The organism is Pseudomonas lactucae, from assembly GCF_016937615.1.
Lineage (GTDB): Bacteria > Pseudomonadota > Gammaproteobacteria > Pseudomonadales > Pseudomonadaceae > Aquipseudomonas > Aquipseudomonas lactucae.
Map to the genome: position 1 here is coordinate 1 of NZ_JAFHKI010000048.1, position 26372 is coordinate 26372.

The 26372-nt window shown below is 60.3% G+C and carries 14 protein-coding genes and 3 pseudogenes; 8 read left to right on the plus strand and 9 right to left on the minus strand.

The window, feature by feature from the left end; genetic code table 11:
• Positions 1-33 precede the first annotated feature (33 nt).
• The 5 genes and pseudogenes from JWR98_RS09345 to JWR98_RS09365 form a co-directional block, all read right to left on the minus strand.
• Positions 34-1317 (minus strand): ABC transporter substrate-binding protein, encoded by a 1284-nt coding sequence (locus JWR98_RS09345; RefSeq protein ID WP_425273175.1) that lies wholly within the window; start codon positions 1315-1317, stop codon positions 34-36.
• 285 nt (positions 1318-1602) lie between these two features.
• Positions 1603-1959: a hypothetical protein gene (locus JWR98_RS09350; protein ID WP_205489822.1), complete on the minus strand. Its 357-nt coding sequence runs from the start codon at positions 1957-1959 to the stop codon at positions 1603-1605.
• The gene (locus JWR98_RS09355; protein WP_205489824.1) at positions 1952-7648 is read right to left on the minus strand and encodes a hypothetical protein; all 5697 of its coding nucleotides are present in this window, start codon (positions 7646-7648) and stop codon (positions 1952-1954) included. Before JWR98_RS09355 ends, JWR98_RS09350 begins: the two co-directional genes overlap by 8 nt.
• 267 nt (positions 7649-7915) lie before the next feature.
• Positions 7916-8869 (minus strand): AraC family transcriptional regulator, encoded by a 954-nt coding sequence (locus JWR98_RS09360; RefSeq protein WP_205489826.1) that lies wholly within the window; start codon positions 8867-8869, stop codon positions 7916-7918.
• Positions 8870-8941: 72 nt separating this feature from the next.
• Positions 8942-10230 (minus strand): annotated as a pseudogene (locus JWR98_RS09365) (glycosyltransferase).
• Between the two features lie 159 nt (positions 10231-10389).
• Here JWR98_RS09365 and tpx point away from each other — a divergent pair.
• The 7 genes and pseudogenes from tpx to JWR98_RS09400 all read left to right on the plus strand — a co-directional run bounded on the left by tpx (position 10390) and on the right by JWR98_RS09400 (position 22279).
• A complete protein-coding gene (gene tpx / locus JWR98_RS09370) occupies positions 10390-10890 on the plus strand; it encodes a thiol peroxidase (RefSeq protein ID WP_065876326.1) in 501 nt (166 codons plus the stop codon).
• A 231-nt stretch (positions 10891-11121) separates the two neighbouring features.
• Positions 11122-12420: an MdtA/MuxA family multidrug efflux RND transporter periplasmic adaptor subunit gene (locus JWR98_RS09375; protein WP_078733066.1), complete on the plus strand. Its 1299-nt coding sequence runs from the start codon at positions 11122-11124 to the stop codon at positions 12418-12420.
• Positions 12417-15516: pseudogene (locus tag JWR98_RS09380) on the plus strand (MdtB/MuxB family multidrug efflux RND transporter permease subunit). The gene JWR98_RS09375 and the pseudogene JWR98_RS09380 overlap by 4 nt, the downstream one beginning before the upstream one ends.
• The gene (locus JWR98_RS09385) at positions 15513-18620 is read left to right on the plus strand and encodes an efflux RND transporter permease subunit (RefSeq protein WP_078733068.1); all 3108 of its coding nucleotides are present in this window, start codon (positions 15513-15515) and stop codon (positions 18618-18620) included. Before JWR98_RS09380 ends, JWR98_RS09385 begins: the two are co-directional and overlap by 4 nt.
• A 170-nt stretch (positions 18621-18790) precedes the next feature.
• Entirely contained in the window at positions 18791-20206 is a 1416-nt protein-coding gene (locus JWR98_RS09390) for an efflux transporter outer membrane subunit (RefSeq protein ID WP_078733110.1), read from the plus strand.
• 383 nt (positions 20207-20589) lie between these two features.
• The gene (locus JWR98_RS09395; protein ID WP_143480863.1) at positions 20590-21450 is read left to right on the plus strand and encodes a Kelch repeat-containing protein; all 861 of its coding nucleotides are present in this window, start codon (positions 20590-20592) and stop codon (positions 21448-21450) included.
• Positions 21451-21533: 83 nt separating this feature from the next.
• A pseudogene (locus tag JWR98_RS09400) lies at positions 21534-22279 on the plus strand (SDR family oxidoreductase).
• A gap of 15 nt (positions 22280-22294) precedes the next feature.
• Here the strand turns inward: JWR98_RS09400 and mapR are convergent.
• From mapR to JWR98_RS09415, 3 genes are all read right to left on the minus strand, one after another.
• The gene (gene mapR, locus JWR98_RS09405) at positions 22295-23704 is read right to left on the minus strand and encodes a GntR family transcriptional regulator MpaR (RefSeq protein WP_078733071.1); all 1410 of its coding nucleotides are present in this window, start codon (positions 23702-23704) and stop codon (positions 22295-22297) included.
• A 52-nt stretch (positions 23705-23756) separates the two neighbouring features.
• Positions 23757-25166, minus strand: a complete 1410-nt coding sequence (ccoG, locus tag JWR98_RS09410) for a cytochrome c oxidase accessory protein CcoG (protein WP_205489831.1) — start codon at positions 25164-25166, stop codon at positions 23757-23759.
• 184 nt (positions 25167-25350) lie between these two features.
• Complete coding sequence (locus tag JWR98_RS09415; RefSeq protein WP_078733073.1) at positions 25351-25590, minus strand: DUF3203 family protein; 240 nt, start codon at positions 25588-25590, stop codon at positions 25351-25353.
• Positions 25591-25711: 121 nt separating this feature from the next.
• Here JWR98_RS09415 and JWR98_RS09420 point away from each other — a divergent pair, with 121 nt between their 5' ends.
• Entirely contained in the window at positions 25712-26206 is a 495-nt protein-coding gene (locus JWR98_RS09420; RefSeq protein ID WP_205489832.1) for an MgtC/SapB family protein, read from the plus strand.
• Here the strand turns inward: JWR98_RS09420 and JWR98_RS09425 are convergent.
• Positions 26184-26360, minus strand: coding sequence for a hypothetical protein (locus JWR98_RS09425; RefSeq protein ID WP_179119919.1), 177 nt, complete (start codon positions 26358-26360; stop codon positions 26184-26186). The two genes, JWR98_RS09420 and JWR98_RS09425, sit on opposite strands and share 23 nt — an antisense overlap.
• Positions 26361-26372: the final 12 nt, after the last annotated feature.

Here is a 26372-nt window from a genome sequence, read left to right on the forward strand (position 1 = left end):
CCCCTCCCACATTTTGACTGTGGTGAGGCTGGGCTATTTGGGGTAGCCGGCCCGCTTCATTTCGCGCTCGGTGGTGGTCTGCGCCGCCGTCAGTGCCGCATCGACCGTCTGCTGACCGGTCAGCGCACCGGAGAAGAACTTGCCGACCTGGGTCCCGATCGCCTGGAATTCAGGAATGGTCACCAACTGGATACCGATATACGGCACCGGCTTGAGCGTTGGCTTGGTCGGGTCGGCGACTTTCAGCGATTCCAGCGTTACCTTGGCGAACGGCGCAGCTTTCATGTAGTCGTCGCTGTAGGTCGAGGTGCGCGTGCCCGGCGGTACGTTGGCGATGCCGTCGGTCTTGGCGACCAGGGCGCCATATTCCTTGGAAGTCGCCCAGGTGGTGAACACCTTGGCGGCGTCCTTGGCCTTGGAACTGGTCGGAATCGCCAGGCTCCAGGAGTACAGCCACGACGTGCCCTTGTCGGTCTTCTCGTGCGGAGCGAAGGTGAAGCCGACGCTATCGGCCACCTTGCTCTGGGACTTGTCGGTGACGAACGAACCGGCGACGCTGGCATCGACCCAGATCGCACACTTACCGCTGTTGAACAGCGCCAGGTTTTCGTTGAAACCGTTGCTGGACGCACCCGGCGGGCCGGACTTTTTCATGTTGTCGACGTAGAAGTTCAGCGCATCCTTCCACTCGGGGCCGTTGAATTCGGGTTGCCATTTTTCATCGAACCAGCGCGCACCGTAGCCGTTGGCCAGAGTGGTGATCAACGCCATGTTCTCGCCCCAACCGGCTTTGCCGCGCAGGCACAGGCCGTATTGCTCTTTGGTTTTGTCGGTGAGTTTGGTGGCGAATTCGCCGATCTGGCTCCAGGTCGGGTGCTCAGGCATGCTCAGCCCGGCGTTCTTGAACAGATCGGTGCGGTAATAGGTAATCGAGCTTTCGGCATAGAACGGCAGGGCATACAACGAACCCTTGACCGACAAACCGTCACGCACCGAAGGGAACACATCGTCGAGGTCGTAGGACGCCGGCAGATCCTTCATCGGTTCCAGCCAACCCTTGGCACCCCAGAGTGCGGCTTCGTACATGCCGATGGTCAACACGTCGAACTGTCCGCCCTGGGTGGCGATGTCGGTGGTCAGGCGTTGGCGCAGTACGTTTTCCTCGAGCACCACCCAGTTCAGCTTGATTTCCGGATGCTCGGCCTCGAAGGTTTTCGAGAGCTTTTGCATGCGGATCATGTCGCTGTTGTTGACGGTGGCAATGGTCAGGGTTTGCGCGCCAAAGCTGACGGCGCTGAGGGTCATGCAGGTAGTCATGCAGGTGGAGACAAGCAGTGCTTTTGCTGTGAACTTCATCGCGCACTCCATTTCCGCGCCCAGGGGGCTACAGAAGGACAGTTATTGTTGTTGTGTCTTCCTACAGGGAGTCAGGAAGAGTGTGCGTTGATTACAGCCTTCTAAAGACTTGGTGACAAATCCTTGGGAACACTTGGACTGATACTTTTTTGCACTCTAGGTTGACGTGTGACAACCCCCTGCTGGAAGGCCGGGCGAAAACAGCTGTCATGCCGCTACAGCCTTTTCACCCGGCGTTACAACAGCCTACACCCCGGCATATCCATTGGAGTAGGGGGCCTTGGGTTGGTTGATCAGCTTCTCCATCCAGTTCTTTTCCAGCGGACTGAATCGCTTGCGTCCCTCTGCAACCTCTAGTTTTTCAAGGTGCCATTTGGCCATGACTTCTTTCAGCTTTTGTGTGTATTCGCGAGCTGGACAAGCAATATCTGCCCAGGGATCGACAATCCAGGCATCCGTCCAGGCAGCACCTGAGAAGTCCTTCGTCTCAGAGGGTAGCGTGGATGGTCCGCCGACGACGGTGAACGCGTGTGCATCCGACGCGTACCATTCGTAAGCACGACCACCACTCTTTTTGATGATGTCTTTGGACAGCCTAGCCATCTCTCCGCAGTTTCGCGCGCGTCTTCAATATTAAGTTGGAGTAATTCGGGTCTTCAGCCCCATTGATGTTACGTAGCCAGCCAATGGCTATATCTGCGGCGTCAGCGCGTGCCATATCCGTTTTTGAGCGAATCTTGTTACTGGGTCCCAGGCCGGTGACCTTCATTGAACGGTTCACACTGTCCTTGGCTTGTTGTGCATAGAATTTGTTCTGCTGCTCGGCTGTCCACGAGGTGAAATCAGCGGGTTGGGGCAATTGGGTCATCTGATTCGGCAGCAGCGCAATTGCCGGCTTGTCGATTGCCTTCAACCGTTGTAACTGATAGACAATTTCGCGCTGCTGCTCTTCGGTCAAGTCTTTACATAACGTCTTTAGTTTCTCGACATCCTCGTTCGAGTAACCCGAACGCGCCAACTGTTTGAACGCAGTGTCAAGTTTTGGCAGGGCAACAAAATTGGCATCAAAAGGCAACCTGGCAGCACCTTGGCGAATGCTGAATTTATTGCGGTAGCTTTGGACCAAAGGCAGCTCATTGGGCGTGCATTTTATGAACGTCAGTTGGTCGGTAGTGTCATTCAGCCTGGCGTAGTAAAACTCGGCGGTATCGGCCTCTATCACCAGGTATTTCTCGACGCCTCTGCCTGAAGGGCCGTTAACGATGACCCCGCGAACCTCACGTTTGTCGTCGCAGGCATCGCTGATCCTGTCCAGCTTGATCACACGGGTTTCCTGCGAGAGCGCGTCAGAAGGTCGCCCCGCCGAAAAGCCGAATTCCGGATCATGTTTGATGCGGCCATTGATCAGCGTCTTATAAGTAATGGGTTTGCTGTCCAGCGTTGGGATCAGGCGGGGGCCCATCTCACCGTCGACCATTTTGTAACGACGGCGCTCCAAAATAACGAACTGGTCCTTTCGCAAAAACTTCGGCGTCGAGGGAAACAGACGCACGTGCTCAAGCGCCTGGAGTTCCTGGGCCAACTCCCCGGAGACATCTTCGATCACTTTGGAAAAGCAGGTGTCATTTGCGCCGCGCTTGATCCTGCCGCTCACCGGTGGGACCGGGCAAACCGCTTCAAAATCATCCAGGGGCTTGAAATGATCGGCCGACGCCAGGTCGGTCAGCACACCGGGGTTGCGGGTGTCGTAACGGTAAACCTTGCCCTCGTTGATCAGATCGAAGCCATGGCTGCGGGCAATCGTGTAAGCCTCGGCGGCCAGAGGCTTGTCCGTCACCAAGGCTTGAGTGCCGTCTGAAAAAGTCTCTTGTCGCACGGCTGTCGATGTATCAGATACAAAACCATTCAGGGGCGGCCCGTAAGTCGCCATTGTTTTGGTGTCGTAGGCGTACCATTCGCCATTTTGGCGTACAGCGGTTGTCTTGAGGTGTTCGTGGAGGCCGGAATGCATCACCGTGCCGTCGGCCATGTTGGCAGCTGGAGAAGATGCATCCAGTGGCGACGGCGCAAGATGACTATCTTGCAGTCGACTCAATGCGTTGAGCGATTTCGACGTGCTGGAAGTGGTCATATTCCGGATGACCGCTTCGCCGCCGCCTTCTGCTGATTGAACGAAGGCTTCCCCTGCCGCTTCCCCTGCTGCTTCAGCGGCGACGCGTTCAAGGCCTTCCGCGGCCAGTGACCACCCCTTTCCGACGACTCCAGGGATGATGAGACCAAGGGCATCAATGAGCAGATCGCGGCCGGCCGCGGCATAATTGCCCTGGAAAGCGTCCTCGATACTGGTGACGCCAGGGATCATACGGGCCAAGGTATTGAGCCGCTCAAGGAAAGTGGGGCCTTTTTTCTCCAGTTGGTTGTAGCCGCGATTGATTGCCTTGTACTCATCTTTACGTAGGAAGTGTGAGTCGACAGCGATGTTGGCAATCAGGTCAAATGCCTCACTTGAGTAGCCGGGTGCTGTGCGGGTGTCGGGTTGACCGAACGTTGCGATGCCCTCATTGACCAGTTCTCCATTGATCAGCCTCATCGGCGGGACATTGTAGACAATAACGTCGCAGGTGACCCCGTCACGCGGCGCTTGCGCCGAACTGAACGCGGCAAAGTCCAGGGGGAGCGTGTGCGGGCCTTCGTCTCGCCCGTCATAGATCTTGCCGAAGGCAGCATTCGTGCCGCCGGCGGGCATCGGCACCGGCAGCCCCGACAATTTCTTCACCGTCCCGGCGTCCGGAAAGAGGCCGAAATCACTCACCTTGCCTTGGCTGTCGGTTGAGCGAATGATCAGGCCGTGGCTTCCCTTTTTACCTTTTTTGGCATGAAGGTTTTGCCATGCGCTAGTGTCCGACTCCCGAACGCTGTAGTACTCCAAACGGCCATGAGCCAAGCTGTTGCGGTCGTCCGGCGGAAGTCTGGACAGCAGGTCCTTGATGATCGCGATAGAGTGTTCCCTGCGCGCAGGGTAGTCCTTCTCTATAGCCGCGTCATACTGTGTATTGACATCGGGCAACTCAGCTACGCGGTCATGCAATAACTGGATGGGGATGCGAGGGTCCTTTGCTTCCCAGGCGGAGGTATTTGCCTTGGTAAACAACCGATCTATCAGGTTGTCGGACTTATAAGTATCGCCCAGTTGCTCGGCTTCATAGGCTTCTACCACACTAGCCAGGGTGCCATAGAGGGTGCCATCTTCCTTCCAGAGACTTTGGTCTTCATAGGGAATCTGATCGCCGAATTTTTTGGTCAGGTTCTCCAGTGCGAGGGTTCTTCGCTCGGGAACCGGTGTTTCACTCAGATAGCGCTTGGCATTCGCTACGTCTGTGCTTTGTTTAACCAACTGCGTGATACCACGTTGCAGTTGCTCGGAGGTGTATTCATCTTTGTCGTTTTTGTCGATAACTTTATTGGCAATACTCCAGTCGATAACCGGGTTCATTTGGGCTTTGAGCAAGTGCAGTGTTTCAGGTCTCGATATAGGCTTGATGTCATGCAGGCGCATGACTTGGGTGTAGTCACTACCGGACGCCGCACCTGGGGCGATTTGCTCGATACGGTTTACCGCTGTCACAAATGCGACCCACTCGGGAGATCCCTGGGTAACCGTTTGTGGCACGTTTTTGACCAGGTATTGCGGCGCCATTCCCGACATCAGCAATTGCGAGGCAATGGGTAAAAGATCTGCCGAGAGCTTTTGGGTGCCAGCCAAATGGCGGCTGAACTGCTCACGAATCCCGTCGGTACCTAGCCCCCAGTTCTCTCGTCGAGCGAAGTCGAAACCTGCCACGGTATTGCGCTGGGTGCCGGCATTTGGATCAAACTCGATTACCAGGGCGGTCAATAACCAGTTTTTAAGGCTGGTGCTGTTGGTTGCGCCCTTCATTTCGGTTTCCAGGTTTACGGCGAGTTCAAGCGCCTTGTTACTGGATAAAAGTTGCTGCAGCGCCTGTGCGGGGTCGGTACTGAGGCTGGATACGCCGCTGCTCAGGTAACTGAGGAGATTGTCGTGACCATCAATGGACTTCCTGACGAACGCTGCCACTGTGCCGCGCTGATCGGTGGTCAGGGGGAGCGCCGTGGACAGGAACCCCCAGCCATTGCCCAGTGGCGGCGCCTGTGGCGTCGGTGTTTGTAGGGCCCGCAACAGATTGTCGACTTCTGCGCTCCCTGTCGCCCCGTACCAGCCCTGATCCGTCAGGTACTGTTGGACCGTGGTCTCGCCTTTGGGTTGGTGAGATGAGTCCGGGTCGACAATAAAGCGTGTGGTGCTGTCGTTATAGATATTCGCCTTTTTGAGCTGATTGATCAGCGCATACCGATCATTGCTATCGCCCAGCGCGTTTTTTTGCCGGCTCAACCAGTTCACGATTCGCTGCGGATCTTCAGATGTTTTTCTGAACGCCTGCGTGCGGCCCATCAGCTCCGTGTCTTGTTCGAATGCCGAGCTACCGTAGTCGGTGCTGATGTCATAAAAATTGGCCACTTGCTCAAACGGCGCGCTGCTGTCGTCAGCGTGAACCAGTGATATGGGTTTTCCATGCGCGGTGAAGGCCGCTGCGGCAGTTAATACCGGCGTGAGCACATCGAAATGCTCCGGGTATTTTTTCGCGAAGTCGATGGCAGTAAAGCGCTGTTCAACACCGTTGGCATTGCCGATAAGGGCGTTGTCTGTCGGATCAAAACGCAGGGAGGCAAGGTCAATGTTCTGTTGCCGCGCCCATTCGGTAAAGCATCGCGCCTTCAGCGCTTTGCCCAGGTAAGTCCACCACTGGCCGAACAGGCTGTTGGCCGGGATCGACTCGATCATTTTTGTCGAGGCGTCGCTCGCTTCGGCCTTGAGTCCAAGCATTACACGATGCACAGCTACAGCCAGTGCGCTTTCGGCGTCTACCATGTCCTGCGCGTCCGGTGCTTGGCTCGGCGTTGCGTCAGGTTGCGCAGGGGCAGGTGAGCTTAGCCGCTCAATGACGGCCTGACGCTTTGCCTTGACTGCGAGCGAAGCCTCGTCCGGTGTCGGATTGTCGTTCTTCAATGCAGCGAAGCCGTTTCGGTTAAGCGCCACGCATTGCCTGAGCAGTTGCTCCGTGGAGAGGGGCGATGGCGCTGAGCGTTCCCCGTAGAAATTCAGCATGCTCCTGCAGCTGATGATGTCATTCCCAGGGTATGACACTCGGCTGGACGAGCCGGCGGCCAGGCTCTTGGCCAATGCCCAAATATCTGTGGCGACCGTTGACCATCCTGAATTGTCGGTCTGGCTGAAGCGCTTGTCAGACATGCTTCCGTTTTTATCGGTTACCTGGCAGGTCAATTCGCCACTCAACGGGTCAACCCGGATGCTTGAAATTTCAATGTTGTTCTGTTTTGCGAAGTTCAAAAATCCATCCGTCGCAAATGCTTTCTGGAACGCCTGGCGCGTCTGTTTCAGTGTCGAGTATTCGGGGAGCTCGTCAGCGGCAATGTAAAAACCGTCACTAGCAGAGTGTCCCGGGGCGTTGGCCAAGTACAGAAAACGACTGCACAGCTTGGCCAGTGCCAGATCCGCATCCTCAACCCGTTGCGCAACGCTTTGATTGCTCTGTGCGGGTGAAAACTTCCCAGGCTCCAGAGCGATCTGTAGTGCGAGATCCTGTGCTGCTTCGTCTTGCAATTGCCTGGCGTGCTGATATTCCGGGCGACTTTGCCCTGGTGTCTTGGTGTCAGGAGAAAGCACGGAGGGGAACGTCATGAAGTTCTGCAATTGACGGATATCCGTGAATGTCCCGGTCGGTGTGTTGGGAACCTGCACGCCGTAAAAATTACCGACTGCATCGATCATGGCTTTGTGGGCGCCGACATACACAAACGCTCTGTTGCCCGGGCTCAGTTTCCGGGCAATCGTCAAAACCTCCTGAGTGGCTTGCTCAAAACCGGGGGTGTATTTGGAGGCACCGACATTGGTTAGCCTGCCGTTAATGGTGCAATCCAGCCATCCGCTAGGTGTGATTTTCAGGTTTGAAACGTTGATGTTGTTTTTTTTCGCGAACGTTGCGAAAGGCTCGCTGTTGAGCGCTTGAGTGAGTTGTGCCCAGAGTTGTCCGAATGTGGAGTTAGGTGGAATGTCACAGGAGGATGGCGCTCGGCTGCGTGCGCTGTCTGAACCAACCTGATCCATCAAGGCCGTAGTGAATGTTCCTGCCAGCTCAGCGTCCGCCTTATGCACTAATGCCTGGGCTTTTTTTTGGACTTCCAGAGTGATCACCGGAATCGATGTGCTGCGTTTAGCGCGTGTCCCGTGCTGTTGCTCCTCTACTGTCGCAGGGGCAGGGGACTCACTCTGGAGCTGGACTGCTGGGGTCGAAAACGAGACTGATGGGAAGACTCTCATTGGAAATCCTTTGTGGCGACTTTGGAAAAACGCATAGCTGCACGGCGCGTCCGCCATGGCTCAGCTTATTGGTCGCGGGAAGGTGAGAGTTCCATCCTGGGTTTTATAGGACCTAAATGAGATAAATGTGATGCGTATTTCTCAGGTGACCAATACACCTCGACTTGAACTGAAGTGCGAAGTGTCCACTGGCATAAGGTTCTGCTCCGTCAGTCGCTGCACGGCCAGACGGCGATAGTGCGAAGGCGTCATGCCTTTAAGCTGCTGAAAGCGCCGGTTGAAGTTGGAAATGTTGTTAAACCCCGACTCAAAGCACACATCCGTCACAGCCTTGTCGCCATCAGCCAGCAACTCGCAGGACTTGCTGATGCGCAGCCGATTGACGAACTCGACAAACGTGCGTCCGGTGGCCTGTTTGAACACCCGGGAAAAATATGTCGGCTTCATGCCCAGGTATTCGGCCACTTCCTCCAGCGGCAACTCCCGTGCGTAGTGGGCAAAAATGTAGTCCACCGCGCGGTTGGTGCGGTCGATGCTGTGCTCATCGGCTTGCTGGGGCGTGGTCACGCCCGACAGCAGGTGGTAGTCCTCACAGGCATTCAATACTTCCAGCAGGATGAAAAAGTGCCCCAGACGCGCCATGCCCTTGGCATCCTCGATGCACTGCATCAAGTCCATGGCTTGGGCAATGGTCTTTTTGCAGCGGAATTCGATGCCGTACTGCGCGCGCTCCAACAAAGGCGCCAGGCTCTTGAGTTCGGTGAAGATATGGCTGCCATGCTCGAACAACTCATCGGTGAAATTGACCAGCATGTCGCGCTTGGGCACCACCTCGTCTTCTTCGACCTGGCTGATCCAGTTGTGGGGCAGGTTGGGGCCGGTGAGAAACAGGCTTTCCGGGTAGAAGTTGCCGATGTAGTCGCCGATGAACACCTTGCCCGAGCTGGCGACGATCAGGTGCAGCTCGTATTCCTTGTGGAAATGCCAGCGCACCAGCGGGCAGGGGAAGCCATGCTGGCGATAGATGATGGACAGACCGTTGTGATCGTCCATCAGCTCGTAGGAAGGGTCGGTAATCCGCGTTGCTCGGGTCATGCTGCCGTCGCTTTATTGTGGTCGCTGCGTAGGATAATGCCCCGTCGCACGCGACCTCGCCAGCAGCAGTGTTTACAAGTTGCGGTTTTTCGCTTCGATCCACTGCGACATGTACTGAGTACTTTTATGCGCATGGTGGCGCAGCATGCTGCCGGTGAAGTTGCTGCGCCGATGGACGGCGAGGTTGCGGCGGCATTGCTCCAGGCAGGCCAGCAGCGCCGGGCCGTGGATTGCCTGATCGTAGCGGCGGGCGAGCAGGTGCCGTCCCTGTTCCTGCGCCAGGTTCCAGCGTTCGCGATCCTGGTACAAGGCCACCGCCGCCGCCGCCAGGGCAGAGGCACTCTGTTCGATCGCGCCTGGCCATGGCTGTTCATCGCCCATGGCTTCGGCGCCGATCGGCGTGGTGACATTTGGCGTGCCGCACAGCATTGCGTCCGCCAGCTTGCCCTTGATACCGGCACCAAAGCGCAGCGGCGCCAGGCAGATCCGTGCGGCGGTCATTACCTGCAGCGCATCTTCGGCCCAGTTCATCACATGAAAGCCTGGGCCGGGTTGTGCAGCGCGGTGGCCTTGGGCGGCGTGTAGGCGCCATAGATATGCAGTTGCGCGCCCGGTAGTTGCTGACGAATCAGCGGCCACAGGCTGTTCTTCATCCATAGCACCGCGTCCCAGTTGGGCGCGTGGCGGAAGTTGCCGATGCTGAGAAAGTGCGCGCGCTCTTCATAGGGCGCGAACGCTGCGGTCGGCGGCACCATCATCAAGGGGCACCAGTGGAGCAGGGCGGCCGGCACCTTGAACTGCTGGGTGAGCAGGCGGATTTCCACGTCGGAGATCATCAGGCTGATGTCACAGCGGTAAATGGCTGCGATCTCGCGCTTGGCCAGGTCGGTGTCGGCCATGCGTTGGAATTCTTCTTCCAGGGCGGGCGCGAACAGGGCGCTGAAGTCGTCGCTGTCAGGGTGTGCCTTGAGATGGTCCTTCAAGCGCTGGTGACGGGCGTCGCGCAGGCTTTGCAGATCGGAGGTTTCGAGCACGCGCAGGGCCTCGGGGCAGCACTGTTCCACGCGCCAGCCGAATTGCTCTTCCATCATGAAACGGTCGAACAGCACGATGTCCGGGGCCAGTTCGCGGATAAAATCGTCGAAACTGCTGTTATTGAGCTCGATGGCGCATTCGGCGATGCCCAGTGCGCGCAGGTCGGCCTTGTGTTCGCCGAGAGCGGCCGGGCTGCTGAAGGTAATATCCCAATTCTGTGTCAGAAAAGTTTCGAGGATCTGCATCATATGCCCGCCGGCGGCCGAGGAACGGGGTTCCGGCCAGACATAACCAATGACCAGGACTTTGGTGGCAGGCGCTTTCATCGGCAGCGGGTTCCTTAATCGGGCGGGTAAAAAGCGCGCAATTAAACCACAACCGGCTGGCATGACAATTTATGTCTGGGGTAGGTAGCCACGTCACTTTGTGGTTAACTTCGGCCTCTCGAATTCGTTTAACCAAAACCCAGTATAAGGATTCCGTTCATGGCTCAAGTCACCCTCAAAGGCAACCCGGTCCAGGTTGAAGGCGAATTGCCGAAAGTCGGCGCCAAAGCCGCAGACTTCACCCTGACCGCCGGCGATTTGTCCAACGCCACCCTGGCTACTTTTGCCGGCAAGCGCAAAGTGCTGAACATCTTCCCAAGTGTCGATACCCCAACCTGCGCGACCTCGGTGCGCAAGTTCAACGCCCAGGCCAACGATGTGGAAAACACCGTGGTGCTGTGCATTTCCACTGACCTGCCATTCGCCCAGGCGCGTTTCTGCGGCTCCGAAGGCCTGGAAAACGTGAAGAACCTGTCGGACTTCCGTGATTCGGATTTCGCCGTTGATTACGGTGTGGCGATCGCCGATGGCCCGCTCAAGGGCCTGACCGCCCGTGCCGTGGTGGTGCTGGACGAAAACGACAACGTGCTGCACAGCGAGTTGGTCAAGGAAATTGCCGAAGAACCAAACTACGAAGCAGCCCTGGCTGTGTTGAAGTAACTGTTTCCGCGCATTGCTGTCGTGATGCCGTAACACGCTTGATACATGATTGCGGCCTGGCCTAGTCCAGGCGTTTTCATTTGCAGCTCAAACGCTTAGCGAAATAGCCGACGGACTAAGCCGCAGAAGTTAAAAGTTGTAAGCCCAAGGTAAATAGCCGGTAAAGGCGCTTTTCTTAATGCGCCCCAGTGCTTATCTTTCAGCCTCCCCCAGTAGAAGCTCTCGCGCCCAATGGTTGATCACTCCATGCAATCCTCCCCCCGCAACTCCCGTCGCTGGCTGTTCGGCCTGCTTGTGCTGCTGGTTATCGCCGGCCTGTGCTGGAAATTCTGGCCAGGCGGCGCTGCCCATAAAGACGCACCGGCCGGGCATACCGGTAAAACCGGCATGGCGCGCCCGGGCTTCGGCGGTTCCACCGGCCCGGTGCCGGTGCGCGTGGCGCCGGCGGTGCTGGGAGAGTTCCCGGTGTACTACAAGGCGCTGGGCACGGTGACGGCGCTCAACACCATCAATGTGCGCAGCCGGGTGGGTGGCGAGTTGGTGAAGATCGCCTTTGAGGAAGGGCAGATGGTCAAGGCCGGCGACCTGCTGGCGGAAATCGACCCGCGCAGCTACCAGAACGCCTTGCTCCAGGCCCAGGGCACGCTGTTGCAGAACCAGGCCCAGCTGAAAAACGCCCAGGTCGATGTCGAGCGTTACCGCGGCCTCTACGCCCAGGACAGTATCGCCAAGCAAACCCTGGACACCGCCGAAGCGCTGGTGTTGCAGTACCAGGGCACGGTCAAGACCAACCAAGGCGCGGTGGATGACGCCAAGCTCAACCTTGAATTCACCAAGATCCGTGCGCCCATCAGCGGGCGCGTGGGCCTGCGCCAGGTCGATGTGGGCAACCTGGTGGCGGCCAACGACACCACGTTCCTCGCCGTGATCACCCAGACCCAGCCCATCAGCGTGGCCTTCACCCTGCCGGAAAACACCCTGGAAACCGTGCTGAGTCGTTACCGCACCGGCAACAAACTGCCTGTGGAGGCCTGGGACCGTGGCGACGTTAAACAGCAGGCAGTGGGCGTACTGCAAAGCCTCGACAACCAGATCGACGTGACCACCGGCACCCTGAAATTCAAGGCGCGCTTCGATAACAAGGACCAGGCGCTGTTCCCCAACCAGTTCGTCAATGTGCATCTGCTGGCCGACACGCTGCACAACGTGGTGCTGGCGCCGTCCGCCGCGATCCAGTTCGGCAACAATGGCACCTTTGTCTACAAGCTCGACGGTGACAAGAAGGTCAAGGTCCAGCCGTTGGTCGTCGGTGATACCGATGGCGACAACACCGTGATCAAGGAAGGCCTGGTCGCTGGCGACCGTGTCGTACTCGAGGGCACCGACCGCCTCAAAGACGGCAGTGAAATCGAAGTGGTCAACGACAGCAGCGAAGTGCCGACCACCCCGACCGAACACTTGCAGGGCAAACCCGCGGCCAAGACAGACACCGGCACCAGCGCCGGCAAGGCGCAAAAGGTCGGTTCATGAACCTGTCGCGGCTGTTTATCCTTCGCCCGGTCGCCACCACGCTGAGCATGCTGGCCATCGTCCTGGCCGGCATCATCGCTTACCGCTTGCTGCCGGTGTCGGCGTTGCCCCAGGTGGATTACCCGACTATTCGTGTGATGACCCTGTACCCCGGCGCCAGCCCCGATGTGATGACCAGCGCGGTTACCGCGCCGCTGGAGCGCCAGTTCGGGCAGATGCCCGGCCTTACCCAGATGGCGTCCACCAGCTCGGGCGGCGCCTCGGTGCTGACCCTGCGTTTCAACCTCGACATCAACATGGATGTCGCCGAGCAACAGGTGCAGGCCGCGATCAACGCCGCCACCAACCTGCTGCCCAAGGATCTGCCGGCACGCCGGTGTACAACAAGGTTAACCCGGCGGACACCCCGGTACTGACCCTGGCCATCACCTCCAAGACCATGCTGTTGCCCAAGCTCAATGACCTGGTCGACACGCGCATGGCGCAGAAAATTGCGCAGATCAGCGGCGTCGGTATGGTCAGCATCGCCGGCGGCCAGCGCCAGGCGGTGCGCATCAAGGTCAACCCCGAGGCCTTGGCGGCCAACGGCCTGAACCTGTCGGACGTGCGCACCCTGATCGCCGCGTCCAACGTCAACCAGCCCAAAGGCAACTTCGACGGCCCCACGCGGGTGTCGATGCTCGATGCCAACGACCAGTTGGTATCGCCGCAGCAATATGCCGAACTGATCCTGGCCTACAACAACGGCGCGCCGTTGCGCCTCAAGGATGTCGCGCAGATCGTCGACGCGCCGAAAACGAACGCCTTGCCGCCTGGGCCAATGAAAACCAGGCCGTGCTGCTCAATATCCAGCGCCAGCCGGGGGCCAACGTGATCGAGGTGGTGGACCGCATCAAGGCGCTGCTGCCGAGCATCACCGACAACCTGCCGGCCGGCCTCGACGTCACCGTGCTCACTGACCGCACCCAGACCATCCGCGCCTCGGTGAAGGACGTGCAACACGAATTGCTGATCGCCATCGCCCTGGTGGTGATGGTGACGTTCCTGTTCCTGCGCCGGGTCAGCGCCACGATCATTCCGTCGATTGCCGTGCCGCTGTCGCTGGTGGGCACCTTTGGCGTGATGTACCTGGCCGGGTTCTCCATCAACAACCTGACGCTGATGGCGCTGACCATCGCCACCGGCTTCGTGGTCGACGATGCCATCGTGATGCTGGAGAACATCTCCCGCTATATCGAAGAGGGCGAGACGCCATTGGCTGCCGCGCTCAAGGGCGCCAAGCAGATTGGCTTCACCCTGATTTCCCTGACCCTGTCGCTGATTGCGGTATTGATCCCGCTGCTGTTCATGGCCGATGTGGTCGGGCGTCTGTTCCGCGAATTTGCCATCACCCTGGCCGTGGCGATCCTGATTTCCCTGGTGGTGTCCCTGACGCTGACACCGATGATGTGCGCGCGATTACTCAAACGTGAGCCCAAGGAAGAAGAACAGGGCCGTTTTTACAAGGCCAGTGGCGCCTGGCTCGACTGGATGATCGAAGCCTACGGGCGCAAGTTGCAGTGGGTGCTCAAGCACCAGCCGCTGACCCTGCTGGTGGCCATCGCCACCCTGGGCCTCACGGTGGTGTTGTACCTGGTGGTGCCTAAGGGTTTCTTTCCGGTGCAGGACACCGGGGTGATCCAGGGCATTTCCGAAGCACCGCAGTCGATTTCCTTTGCCGCCATGAGCCAGCGCCAGCAGGAACTGGCCAAAATCATCCTGGCCGACCCGGCGGTGCAGAGCCTGTCGTCCTACATCGGTGTGGACGGCGACAACGCTACCCTCAACAGCGGGCGCTTGCTGATCAACCTCAAGCCCCACGGCCAGCGCGACTTGAGCGCGGCGCAGGTGATTACCCGGCTGCAGCCTGAGATCGACAAGCTGGTCGGCATTCGCCTGTTCATGCAGCCGGTGCAGGACCTGACCATCGAAGACCGCGTGAGCCGCACCCAGTACCAGTTCAGCCTGTCGTCACCGGATGCCGAACTGCTGGCGTTGTGGAGCGACAAACTGGTGCACGCCCTCAGCCAGTTGCCGGAACTCACCGACGTCGCCAGCGACCTGCAGGACAAGGGCCTGCAGGTGTACCTGGTGATCGACCGCGATGCGGCCTCGCGTCTGGGCGTCAGCGTGTCGACCATTACCGATGCGCTGTACGACGCCTTCGGCCAGCGCCAGATCTCGACGATCTACACCCAGGCCAGCCAGTACCGCGTGGTGCTGCAGGCCCAGTCCGGCGAAACCCTTGGCCCTCAGGCGCTGAATCAGATCCACGTGAAAACCACCGATGGCGGCCAAGTGCGGTTGTCGAGCCTGGCTCGCGTGGAGCAACGCCAGGCGCAGTTGGCGATTGCGCACATCGGCCAGTTCCCGGCGGTGATGATGTCGTTCAACCTTGCCCCTGGCGTCGCCCTGGGCAAGGGGGTGGAGCTGATCAACCAGACTCAGAAAGACATTGGCATGCCGGTGGGCGTACAGACGCAGTTCCAGGGCGCGGCCCAGGCGTTCGAAGCCTCGCTGTCGAGCACCTTGCTGTTGATCCTGGCCGCGGTGGTCACCATGTACATCGTGCTCGGCGTGCTCTATGAGAGCTATATCCACCCGATCACCATTCTGTCGACCTTGCCGTCGGCGGCGGTGGGGGCTTTGCTCGCCTTGCTGCTCAGCGGCAATGATTTGGGCATGATCGCGATCATTGGCATCATCCTGCTGATCGGCATCGTGAAAAAGAACGCGATCATGATGATCGACTTTGCCCTCGACGCCGAACGCAACCAGGGCCTCGACCCGCAGACGGCGATCTACCAGGCGGCGCTGCTGCGCTTCCGGCCGATCCTGATGACTACCCTGGCGGCTCTGTTCGGCGCGGTACCGTTGATGCTGGCCACCGGTTCCGGCGCGGAACTGCGCCAGCCCTTGGGCCTGGTGATGGTCGGCGGTCTGCTGGTGAGCCAGGTGTTGACGCTGTTCACCACCCCGGTGATCTACCTGTATTTCGATCGCCTTGGACGTCGCTGGCGCAAAGAGCCGCAACGCCTGGAGCCGGTTGAGTCATGAACCTGTCCGGACCTTTCATTCGCCGGCCGGTCGCGACCATGCTGTTGAGCCTGGCGATCATGTTGCTGGGCGGGGTCAGCTTCAACCTGCTGCCGGTGTCACCGTTGCCGCAGATCGATTTCCCGGTGATCGTGGTGTCGGCCAGTTTGCCGGGGGCGAGTCCCGAGGTCATGGCCTCCACCGTGGCGACGCCGCTGGAACGCTCCTTCGGCGCGATTGCCGGCATCACCACCATGAGCAGTTCCTCAAGCCAGGGCTCGACCCGGGTGATCCTGGCGTTCGACTCTGACCGCGATATCAATGGCGCGGCGCGGGAAGTGCAAGCGGCGATCAACGCCTCGCGCAACCTGCTGCCCAGCGGCATGCGCAGCATGCCCACCTACAAGAAGATCAACCCGTCCCAGGCACCGATCATGGTGCTGTCGCTGACCTCGGACGTGTTGCAGAAGGGCCAGCTCTACGACCTTGCCTCGACGATTCTTTCGCAAAGCCTGTCCCAGGTGCCGGGCGTGGGTGAAGTGCAGATCGGCGGCAGCTCGCTGCCGGCGGTGCGTATCGAACTGGAGCCCAAGGCCCTCGACCAGTACGGCGTAGCCCTGGACGATGTGCGCAACACCATCGCCAACGCCAACCAACGCCGGCCCAAGGGCTCCCTTGAAGACAGCGAGCGCAACTGGCAGATCCAGGCCAATGACCAACTGGAGAAAGCCAAGGACTACGAGCCCCTGCTGATTCGCTACCAGAATGGCGCGGCCCTGCGCCTGTCGGATGTGGCGAAGATCAGCGATGGCGTCGAAGACCGTTACAACAGTGGTTTCTTCAACAACGATTCGGCGGTATTGCTGGTGATCAACCGCCAGTCTGGCGCCAACATCATCGAGACCGTGCGCCAGATCAAGGCGCAGCTGCCGGCATTGCAGGCGGTGCTGCCGTCGAGTGTCAAGCTGAGCCTGGCCATGGACCGCTCGCCAGTGATCACCGCCACCTTGCATGAAGCCGAAATGACGTTGCTGATCGCGGTGGGGCTGGTGATCCTGGTGGTGTACCTGTTCCTCGGTAACTTTCGTGCCTCGTTGATCCCGACCCTGGCGGTACCGGTATCGCTGGTCGGCACCTTTGCGGTGATGTACCTGTACGGGTTCTCGTTGAATAACTTCTCGCTGATGGCGTTGATCCTGGCCACCGGCCTGGTGGTGGACGACGCTATCGTGGTGCTGGAGAACATTTCGCGGCATATCGACGAAGGCGTGCCGCCGATGAAGGCTGCCTACCTCGGCGCCCAGGAAGTCGGCTTTACCTTGCTGTCGATGAACGTATCGCTGGTGGCCGTGTTCCTGTCCATCCTGTTTATGGGCGGCATCGTCACCAACCTGTTCCGCGAGTTTTCCATCACCTTGTCGGCGGCGATCATTGTGTCGCTGATCGTCTCGTTGACCCTGACCCCGATGCTCTGCGCGCGTTGGCTCAAACCCCACGTCAAAGACCGCATGAGCGGATTGCAGCGCTGGAGCCAGAAGATCAACGACCGCATGGTCGCCGGCTACGCCACCAGCCTGGACTGGGTGCTGCGTCATAAACGCCTGACCTTGCTCAGCCTGTTGCTGACCATCGGCATGAACGTGGCGTTATACGTGGTGGTCCCCAAGACCTTCATGCCTCAGCAGGACACCGGCCAATTGATCGGCTTCGTGCGCGGTGACGACGGTCTGTCGTTCAGCGTGATGCAGCCGAAGATGGAGACGTTCCGCAAGGCCGTGCTCAAGGACCCGGCGGTGCTCAGCGTGGCCGGCTTTATCGGCGGCAACAACGGCACCAACAATGCAGTGATGCTGGTGCGCCTCAAGCCTATCAGCGAACGCAAGATCTCCGCCCAGGCGGTGATCGAGCGGCTGCGCAAGGACGTGCCGCTGGTGCCGGGCGGACGTCTGTTCCTGATGGCCGACCAGGACCTGCAATTTGGTGGCAGTCGCGACCAGACCAGCGCGCAATACTCCTACATCCTGCAAAGCGGCGACCTGGCCGCGCTGCGCCTGTGGTACCCGAAAGTGGTTGCGGCCTTGCGTGAGTTGCCGGAACTGACCGCCATCGACGCCCGCGAAGGTCGCGGCGCAGCCCAGGTGACCTTGATTGTCGACCGCGACCAGGCCAAGCGCCTGGGTATCGACATGAATATGGTCACGGCGGTGCTCAACAACGCCTACAGCCAGCGGCAGATTTCGACGATCTACGACAGCCTCAACCAGTATCAGGTGGTGATGGAGGTCAACCCCAAATATGCCCAGGACCCGATCACCCTCAACCAGATGCAGGTGATCACCGCCGATGGCGCGCGGGTGCCGTTATCGACCATTGCCCATTATGAGAACAGCCTGGCCGATGACCGCGTCAGCCATGAAGGCCAGTTCGCCTCGGAAAACATCGCGTTCGACATGGCGCCCGGGGTCACGGTAGAGCAGGGCACGGCCGCCATCGAGCGGGCGATTGCCAAGGTCGGCCTGCCGGAGGACGTGATCGCCAAGATGGCCGGCACCGCCGATGCCTTCGCCGCCACGCAGAAGGGGCAGCCGTTCATGATCCTCGGCGCCCTGGTGGCGGTGTACCTGGTGCTGGGCATTCTGTATGAGAGCTACATTCACCCGCTGACGATCCTCTCGACCCTGCCATCGGCGGGTGTCGGCGCGATGCTTGCGATCTACCTGACCGGCGGCGAGTTCAGCCTGATCTCGCTGCTGGGCCTGTTCCTGCTGATCGGTGTGGTGAAGAAGAACGCGATCCTGATGATCGACCTGGCGTTGCAGCTCGAACGCAACGACGGCATGGGCCCGCTGGAGTCGATTCGCAGTGCCTGCCTGCTGCGGTTGCGGCCGATTCTGATGACCACCCTGGCGGCTATCCTCGGCGCCTTGCCCTTGCTGCTCGGCGCTGGCGATGGCGCGGAAATGCGCCACCCCCTGGGCCTGACCATCATTGGCGGCCTGGTGTTCAGCCAGGTCCTGACCCTTTACACCACCCCGGTGGTTTACCTTTACCTCGACCGCGCGCGCCACCGCTTCAACGCCTGGCGCGGCGTGCGTACCGATGCTGCCCTGGACACTGCACTATGACCGATTCATCCAACACCCTTGCAGGCGCCGCCGGCTTGTTGTGGCGAGGGAGTTTGCTCCCGCTGGGCTGCGAAGCGGCCCCCAAAAAGCCTGGGAGTGCTTCGCCCTCCAGCGGGAGCAAGCTCCCTCGCCACACCACCGGCATTGCACGCGGTGTGAAGGTATTGGTGATGGTGATGTGCGGCGCTCTGCTCAGCGCCTGCGCCGTCGGCCCCGACTACCAGCGTCCCGAGGTTGTCGAACCGGCGCAATTCAAGCAGGCCCAGGGCTGGCGTCAGGCCACACCGAGTGATTCCCTGGCCCGTGGCGCCTGGTGGGAGTTGTATGGCGACCGTGAACTCAATGATCTGGTGGTGCGCCTGAACAACGCCAACCAGACCGTGGCCCAGGCCGAAGCGCGTTTTCGCCAGGCTCAGGCATTGGTGCGCAGTTCGCGCGGTGCGTTCTACCCCACCGTCGACCTGAGCGCCGGCAAGACCCGCGCCAGCCAGGGCACCGGCAGCAGCAGCGCCAGCCTCAGCAGCTCCAGCAGCGGTATCCGCGACACCCTCAACGCGCAGTTGGGCGTGAGCTGGGAAGCCGACATCTGGGGCAAGTTACGCCGTGGCCTGGAGGCCAACGAGGCCAGCGCCGAAGCCAGCTCGGCGGACCTCGCCGCGATGCGCCTGAGCCAGCAGTCGGAACTGGTGCAAAGCTACCTGCAACTGCGCGTCATGGACGAGCAGACCCGTCTGCTGCAAGCCACGCTGGACACCTACCAGCGTTCCCTGCAAATGACCGAAAACCAATACCGCGCCGGCGTTTCCGGTAAGGACGCGGTGGCCCAGGCGCAAACCCAGCTCAAGACCACCCAGGCCAGCCTGATCGACCTGATCTGGCAGCGGGCCCAGCTCGAAAACGCTATCGCCGTGCTGATCGGCGAGGCCCCGGCGAACTTCAACCTGGCGGTAAGCAAAGATATTCCGGCACTGCCGCAGATCCCGGTGAGCCTGCCCTCGCAACTGCTGGAGCGTCGCCCCGACATCGCCTCGGCCGAACGCTCGGTGATCGCCGCCAACGCCAACATCGGCGTGGCCAAGGCCGCCTACTACCCGGACCTGACGCTGAGCCTGGCCGGCGGTTATTCCAGCAGCACCTACGCCGACTGGATCAGCCTGCCGAACCGCTTCTGGTCGGTGGGGCCGAAGCTGGCCATGACGTTATTCGACGGCGGCCAGCGTTCGGCGGAGGTTGACCGCAGCGTGGCGTCTTATGACGAAACCGTGGCCAAGTACCGCCAGACCGTGCTGGACGGTTTCCGTGAAGTGGAAAACTACATGGTGCAACTCAAGGTGCTGGAAGACGAGGCGGTGGTCAGCAACCAAGCGCTGGAAGCGGCGCGTGAGTCGCTGCGCTTGACCCAGAACCAGTACAAGGCGGGCTTGATTGCCTACCTGGACGTAGTGACGGTGCAGGCTACCGCGCTGAGTAACGAACGTACGGTGTTGACCTTGCTGCAGTCGCGGTTGGTGGCCAGCGTGCAGTTGATCGCCGCGTTGGGCGGTGGTTGGGACGGGCAGACCCCGATCAGCGCCAAAGCGGATTAAGCGTCAATGCGGATCCCATCTGGCTGATGCCCTCCGATGGGATACCTGTCAACTCTGACAGTATCGACCGCCGGTTTGCGGCGGTAGATTTGGCCCCACGATAACGTCGCTGGAGCCCGCTCATGCCTATTCATTCAAGGGTCGCTGGTGAGTTTGAACCCACCGGATCAATGCATGAGCCCCGGCGCGCTCATTGTTGTGTCGGGATCGGCGATCAAGGGGTCCTGGCGATAGCGGGGGCGGGCTTTGCATCCGGGTTGGAGGATGCTCCCATCACGCCCGGCAGGCTGAGTGGAGTCGAGCTCTACGATCAGGCGTCAGGCACTTGGTCTGTGCGTACACCATTGCCGGTGGGACGCGATACCTGCGGCGCGGTGCTTTTGATGTCCGGCGACGTCTTGGTTGTTGCCGGCAGCAATGCCGGTATGGCGATCGGGGATACCCATTTATACGATGTTTCCACAGACCTTTGGCGAGCAGCGGGCCAGTTGAGAACACCGCGTTTCGCTCACACCACGACGTTGCTTGAGTCAGGACGTGTCCTGGTCGTTGGCGGGAATAATCTGCAATTCACGGGCGGGCAGGTACAAGACAGTGTGGAGCTGTACGACCCGAATGCTCAAGAGTGGCAGCTTCAGGGCTGGTTGCCGGTCGACTGCATGGACCACACGGCAACCCTGCTGCAGAACGAAAGGGTACTGATTGTTGGCGGTTACTCCGGTAGGCAGAACGCGGCGTTGGCCCGCGCCTTTATTTACGACCCCTCAGCGGTCGGGCATTGGAGCGAAGTGTGCCCCCCACCGGTACCTCTCATGCAGCACACGGCGACGTTGCTGCAAGAGGGGCGAGTGCTGGTCTGCGGCGGGGCGAATGAGCCGTTTGGTTCCCCGCAGCGGCATGCCTTTATTTACGATCCGAGTCTGGATAGCTGGGAGCGAACGAGCATGTGCATTGACCGTAAGGGCCACACTGCGACGAGGTTGGCGACGGGTGAGGTAGTGGTGGTCGGCGCCAGTTCGATCGGCGACCCAGGGTCTGCGCGGACAGCGGAGCTGTATGATCCTCTGTCGGGGCAATGGAGGTTGACTGCCCCCTTGCTGGATGGCCGCTTCGGCCACAGTGCGTCTTGCCTTTGCACGGGGCAGGTTTTGATTGCCGGAGGCGCCCGGCCGGTTTCTCATCCGACGCCCTTATCATCCGCTGAGCTTTTTACGCTCACGTCGGGCAGTCGCTTGGCTGATTGATTTGGGTCGATGAAAAACCGTCCGGTTGAAGGTATTCTTGGGCTCCAACCCTAAACATCAGGTTGAATCAGGAGACCGCACTCATGGACAAAGTCCTCCTCATTACCGGCGGCAGCCGCGGGATCGGCGCCGAGACGGCATTGCTGGCCGCCCGCGAGGGCTACCGCATCTGCATCAACTACCAGTCGGACGAAGCGGCTGCCCAACGCGTGCTCGATCAGGTGCGCGCCCTGGCGCCCAGGCGATTGCCGTACGCGCGGACGTGAGCATCGAGGATGAAGTGATTGCGCTGTACCACCGGGTCGACGCTGAGTTGGGCCGCGTCACGGCCTTGGTCAACAATGCGGGCACCGTGGGCCATAAATCACGGGTCGATGAGATGTCCGAATTCCGCATTCTGAAAATCATGAAGACCAACGTGCTCGGGCCGATCCTGTGTGCCAAGCACGCGGTGCTGCGCATGTCGCCCAGGCACGGCGGGCAGGGCGGCAGTATCGTCAACGTGTCGTCGGTGGCGGCGCGGCTGGGGTCGCCGGGTGAGTATGTCGACTATGCGGCCTCCAAGGGGGCGCTCGACACGTTCACGCTCGGTCTGTCCAAGGAAGTGGCAGGTGAGGGCATTCGCGTGAACGCGGTGCGCCCCGGCTATATCTTCACCGATTTCCATGCCCTGAGCGGCGACCCGGACCGGGTCAGCAAGCTGGAGTCCGGTATCCCCATGGCCCGTGGCGGGCGCCCGGATGAGGTCGCCGAAGCGATCATCTGGTTGCTGTCGGACAAGGCGTCGTATGCCACCGGTACTTTTGTGGACCTGGGCGGCGGTCGTTGAAGCCATAGCGCCTGTTCAGAACGAGCGCACAATCCGCCCCAACGTCTCCATGGCCTTTTCCGACGCCTCGGTCCACGGGCTGCCGTAATTCAGGCGAATGCAATTGCGAAAGCGCCGGGTCGCCGAAAAGATCGGCCCCGGTGCGATGCTGATGCCCTGGGCCAGCGCCATCTGGAACAATTTCAACGAATCGGTCTGTTCCGGCAACTCCAGCCACAGGAAGTAGCCCCCGGCCGGTTGGCTGACGCGGGTCTGTGCCGGGAAATAACGGGCGATAGCCGCCAGCATGGCGCTTTGCTGCTCTTCCAGGGCATAGCGCAACTTGCGCAAGTGCCGGTCATAGCCGCCGTGTTGCAGGTAATCGGCAATCGCCGCCTGGGCCGGCATCGATGGGCACAGCGAGGTCATCAATTTCAGGCGCTCGACCTTCTGCGCATAACGCCCGGCCGCTACCCAGCCGACCCGATAACCGGGCGCAAGGCTCTTGGCAAACGAGCCGCAGTGCATCACCAGGCCTTCGGTGTCGAAGGCCTTGGCCGGTTTGGGCGCGTGTTGCCCGTAATACAGCTCGGCGTACACATCGTCCTCGATCAGCGGCACCTGGTGGCTGCGCAACAGGTCCACCAATGCCTGCTTCTTTGCTTCCGGCAAGGTGGCGCCGATGGGGTTCTGGAAACTGGTCATGGTCCAGCAGGCTTTGATCGGGTAGCGCTCCAGGGTTTGCGCCAGGGCGTTGAGGTCGATGCCGTCACGCGGGTGCACCGGGATTTCCACCGCCTTGAGCTTCAAGCGTTCCAGCACTTGCAGGCAGGCGTAGAACGCCGGGGCTTCAATGGCCACCAGGTCGCCGGGTTCGGTGACGGCCTGCAGGCACAGGTTCAGCGCTTCGAGGGCGCCGTTGGTGATCAGCAGTTCTTCCATCGGCAGCATCAGGCCGCCGACCATATACCGCAGGGCAATCTGCCGACGCAGCTGCGGGTTGCCCGGCGACATGTCGGTGACCACCAGGCGCGGGTCCATCTCGCGGCTGGCGCTGGCCAGTGAGCGGGCCAGGCGTGGCAACGGAAACAGCATGGGGCTGGGGAACGCCGAGCCAAAGGGCACGGTGTTGGGGTCTTTGATCGAATCGAGCACCGAAAACACCAATTCGCTCACATCCACCTCGGTGGACTCATGCACCTGCTCGCTCACCACCGGCTCGGAAAACGGGCTGGGCGCATGGGTGTTGACGAAGTAGCCGGAACGCGGCCGCGCACGGATCAGGCCACGCCGTTCCAGCAGGTAATAGGCCTGGAACACCGTGGACGGGCTGACGCCGTAGGTCTGGCTGGCATAGCGCACCGACGGCACGCGCTGGCCGGGGCCGAGCACGCCCGAGCGGATCAGTTCCGCGATGTCGTCGGCGAATTTTTCGTAGCGCTTCATGGGTGGCCTTGAACAGTTTCGATAGTTGGATCTCTACCTATCCAGATAGATTTCAGCGATTCAGTGGGGCGACAAAACGGCTGTCAGCTTCCTTGTAGATCCACGGTTCGTCCACATCCGTCACCTTGAACCGCAGGGTCTGCGAACTGCTCGCCGGCGTATCCGCCAGCAACGCCACCGACACCGGCACATCCACGATTTCCCCCGGCGCGAGGCTAAGCTTGGTCTTGCCTTGCAACTGGAAGCCCTCGGCCTCCATCAATTCCACCCGGTAGTCCTGGCGTTGCTGGGTCTTGTTGATGACCTTGAGGCTGTAGATGTTCTCGATCAAGCCCTGGGCGTTCTCACGGAACATGCCCCGGTCCTTGGTCACGTCCAGCGACACCATTGGCCGCTCGACCAGCGCCACCACCAGCGCGGCGATCATCACCAGCAGCACGGCACTGTAGCCGATCAGGCGGGGTCGTAGCAGGCGGGTCTTGCCGCCTTGCAGTTGATGCTCGCTGGTATAGCTCACCAGACCACGGGCGTAGCCCATCTTGTCCATGATCGAATCACAGGCGTCGATGCACGCCGCGCAGCCGATGCATTCCATTTGCAGGCCGTCGCGGATATCGATGCCGGTGGGGCACACCTGCACGCAGAGCTGGCAGTCGACACAGTCGCCCAGGCCGACCTCGGCCGGTCTGACGTCGCGTTTGCGCGGGCCACGGCGCTCGCCACGGGCGCTGTCGTAGGCAATGGTCAGGGTGTCTTTGTCGAACATCACGCTTTGGAAGCGCGCATACGGGCACATATGCATGCACACCGCTTCACGCAGCCAGCCGGCGTTGATGTAGGTGGCCGCCGTGAAAAACAGCACCCAGAACAGGCTCACGCCGCCCATTTGCCAGGTCAGCAGCTCGGCGGCCAGTGGGCGAATCGGTGTGAAGTAACCGACAAAGGTCAGCCCAGTCAACACGCTGATGCCCAGCCATAAGGTGTGTTTGGCCGAGCGCCTTGCCAGCTTGTTCAGGCTCCAGGGCGCCGCTTGCAGCTTGATGCGCTGGTTGCGCTCGCCTTCGGTGACTTTCTCGCACCACATGAACAGCCAGGTGAATGAGCTCTGCGGGCAGGTGTAGCCGCACCAGACACGGCCGGCAAACACCGTGATCGCAAACAGGCCGAAGGCGCAGATGATCAGCAGCGCTGAGAGCAGAATGAAATCCTGCGGCCAGAACGTCGCGCCAAAGATGTGGAATTTGCTTTCGGCCAGGTCCCACAGCACGGCTTGGCGGCCGCCCCAGTCCAGCCACACGGTGCCGAAAAACAGCAGGAACAGCAGCGCGGCACCGGCCACGCGCAAGGTGCGGTACAGGCCGGTGAAGCTGCGGGTATGGATCAGGTTATCGCTGGATTTGGCCTTCACCTTCTTTGGGTGCAGGGGCTCAAAAGTGTCCACGGTTGGGATTCGTTCGCTCATGGTCGTTCGCTCATCAGCCTCCATCAGGCCAATCAACTATGAGCGCCGGTCTGTTTGCATAACAGACTCAGGTATACAGATAAATAGCGGATCAGATACGTCTGGACCGCCCGCCTGCGACAATGTGCTGCACCCCATGGGGCCTGGGGTGCAGCGGTGTTCAGTACAGGCTGATACGGATCAATTAAATCGCCGAACCAGGCTCGGTGGCCCTCTTGTGTTGGCGCCCATCGGTGACGCCGGCCACCGTCAGGGCATCGGCTTCCTGTTCTGTGATGTAAACCCTGTTGCCATTGACCTCGACATAGGACATGGCCTTGGCGATGTCCGTGCTCACCGTCACTGCATTCGCCGGCAGGCTCTGCTCCTGGCCGTCGTCGTTGATCTTGAAGTAGCACGTTTGGCTTTCAATACGTACTGGCATGGCGATCTCCTTTTCATGGGCAGGTGATGATTAGGCGCCTGCACAGCGCCAGGTGTTCCAGGCAACTGACTGGCGGTCGCGGTTGTCCATGCTTTAACCACAACGACAAAGGACAATGCTGATGGACGCTTGGTGGCATGAAGTGTGGCTGACCGTGCAGGCCGAATTCGCCGACCTTGGCGACGCGCGGCAGCTCACGCAAATCAGCGTACGCCTGCTGATGGCCGCAATGCTGGGCGGCATTCTTGGGTTCGAGCGCGAGCAAAAGGGCAAGGCCGCCGGTGTGCGCACGCATATGCTGGTCGCCATGGGCGCCGCGTTGTTTGTGATGGTGCCGCAGATGTCGGGCAACCAGGCCGACGCCATGAGCCGGGTGGTGCAGGGGGTGATCGCCGGGATCGGCTTTCTCGGCGCCGGCACCATTCTTAAAGGCAAGGAAGACGAGGAGGGGCAGCACGTCAAAGGCCTGACCACTGCCGCCGGGCTCTGGATGACCGCCGCCATCGGCGTAGCCGCGGGGTTGGGGCGCGAATCGACGGCGGTGCTCAGTACCTTGTTGGCGCTGGCGGTGTTCAGCGTCATGCCAATAATCGTTAAATGGCTGGAGAGGGACTGACAACCACTGGCGGCATGGTCGTTGGCGGCTCCTCCACCGGCGGCGGCACGTTTTCCGGCGGCTCTTTCTCCGGGACCGGCTCCGGCTCGGTCGGCGGCAGGGTCGGGTTGTCGATATTCGGGTCCGGCGTTTCTGCCGGGATCGGGATAGTCATCGGTGTGGCCTC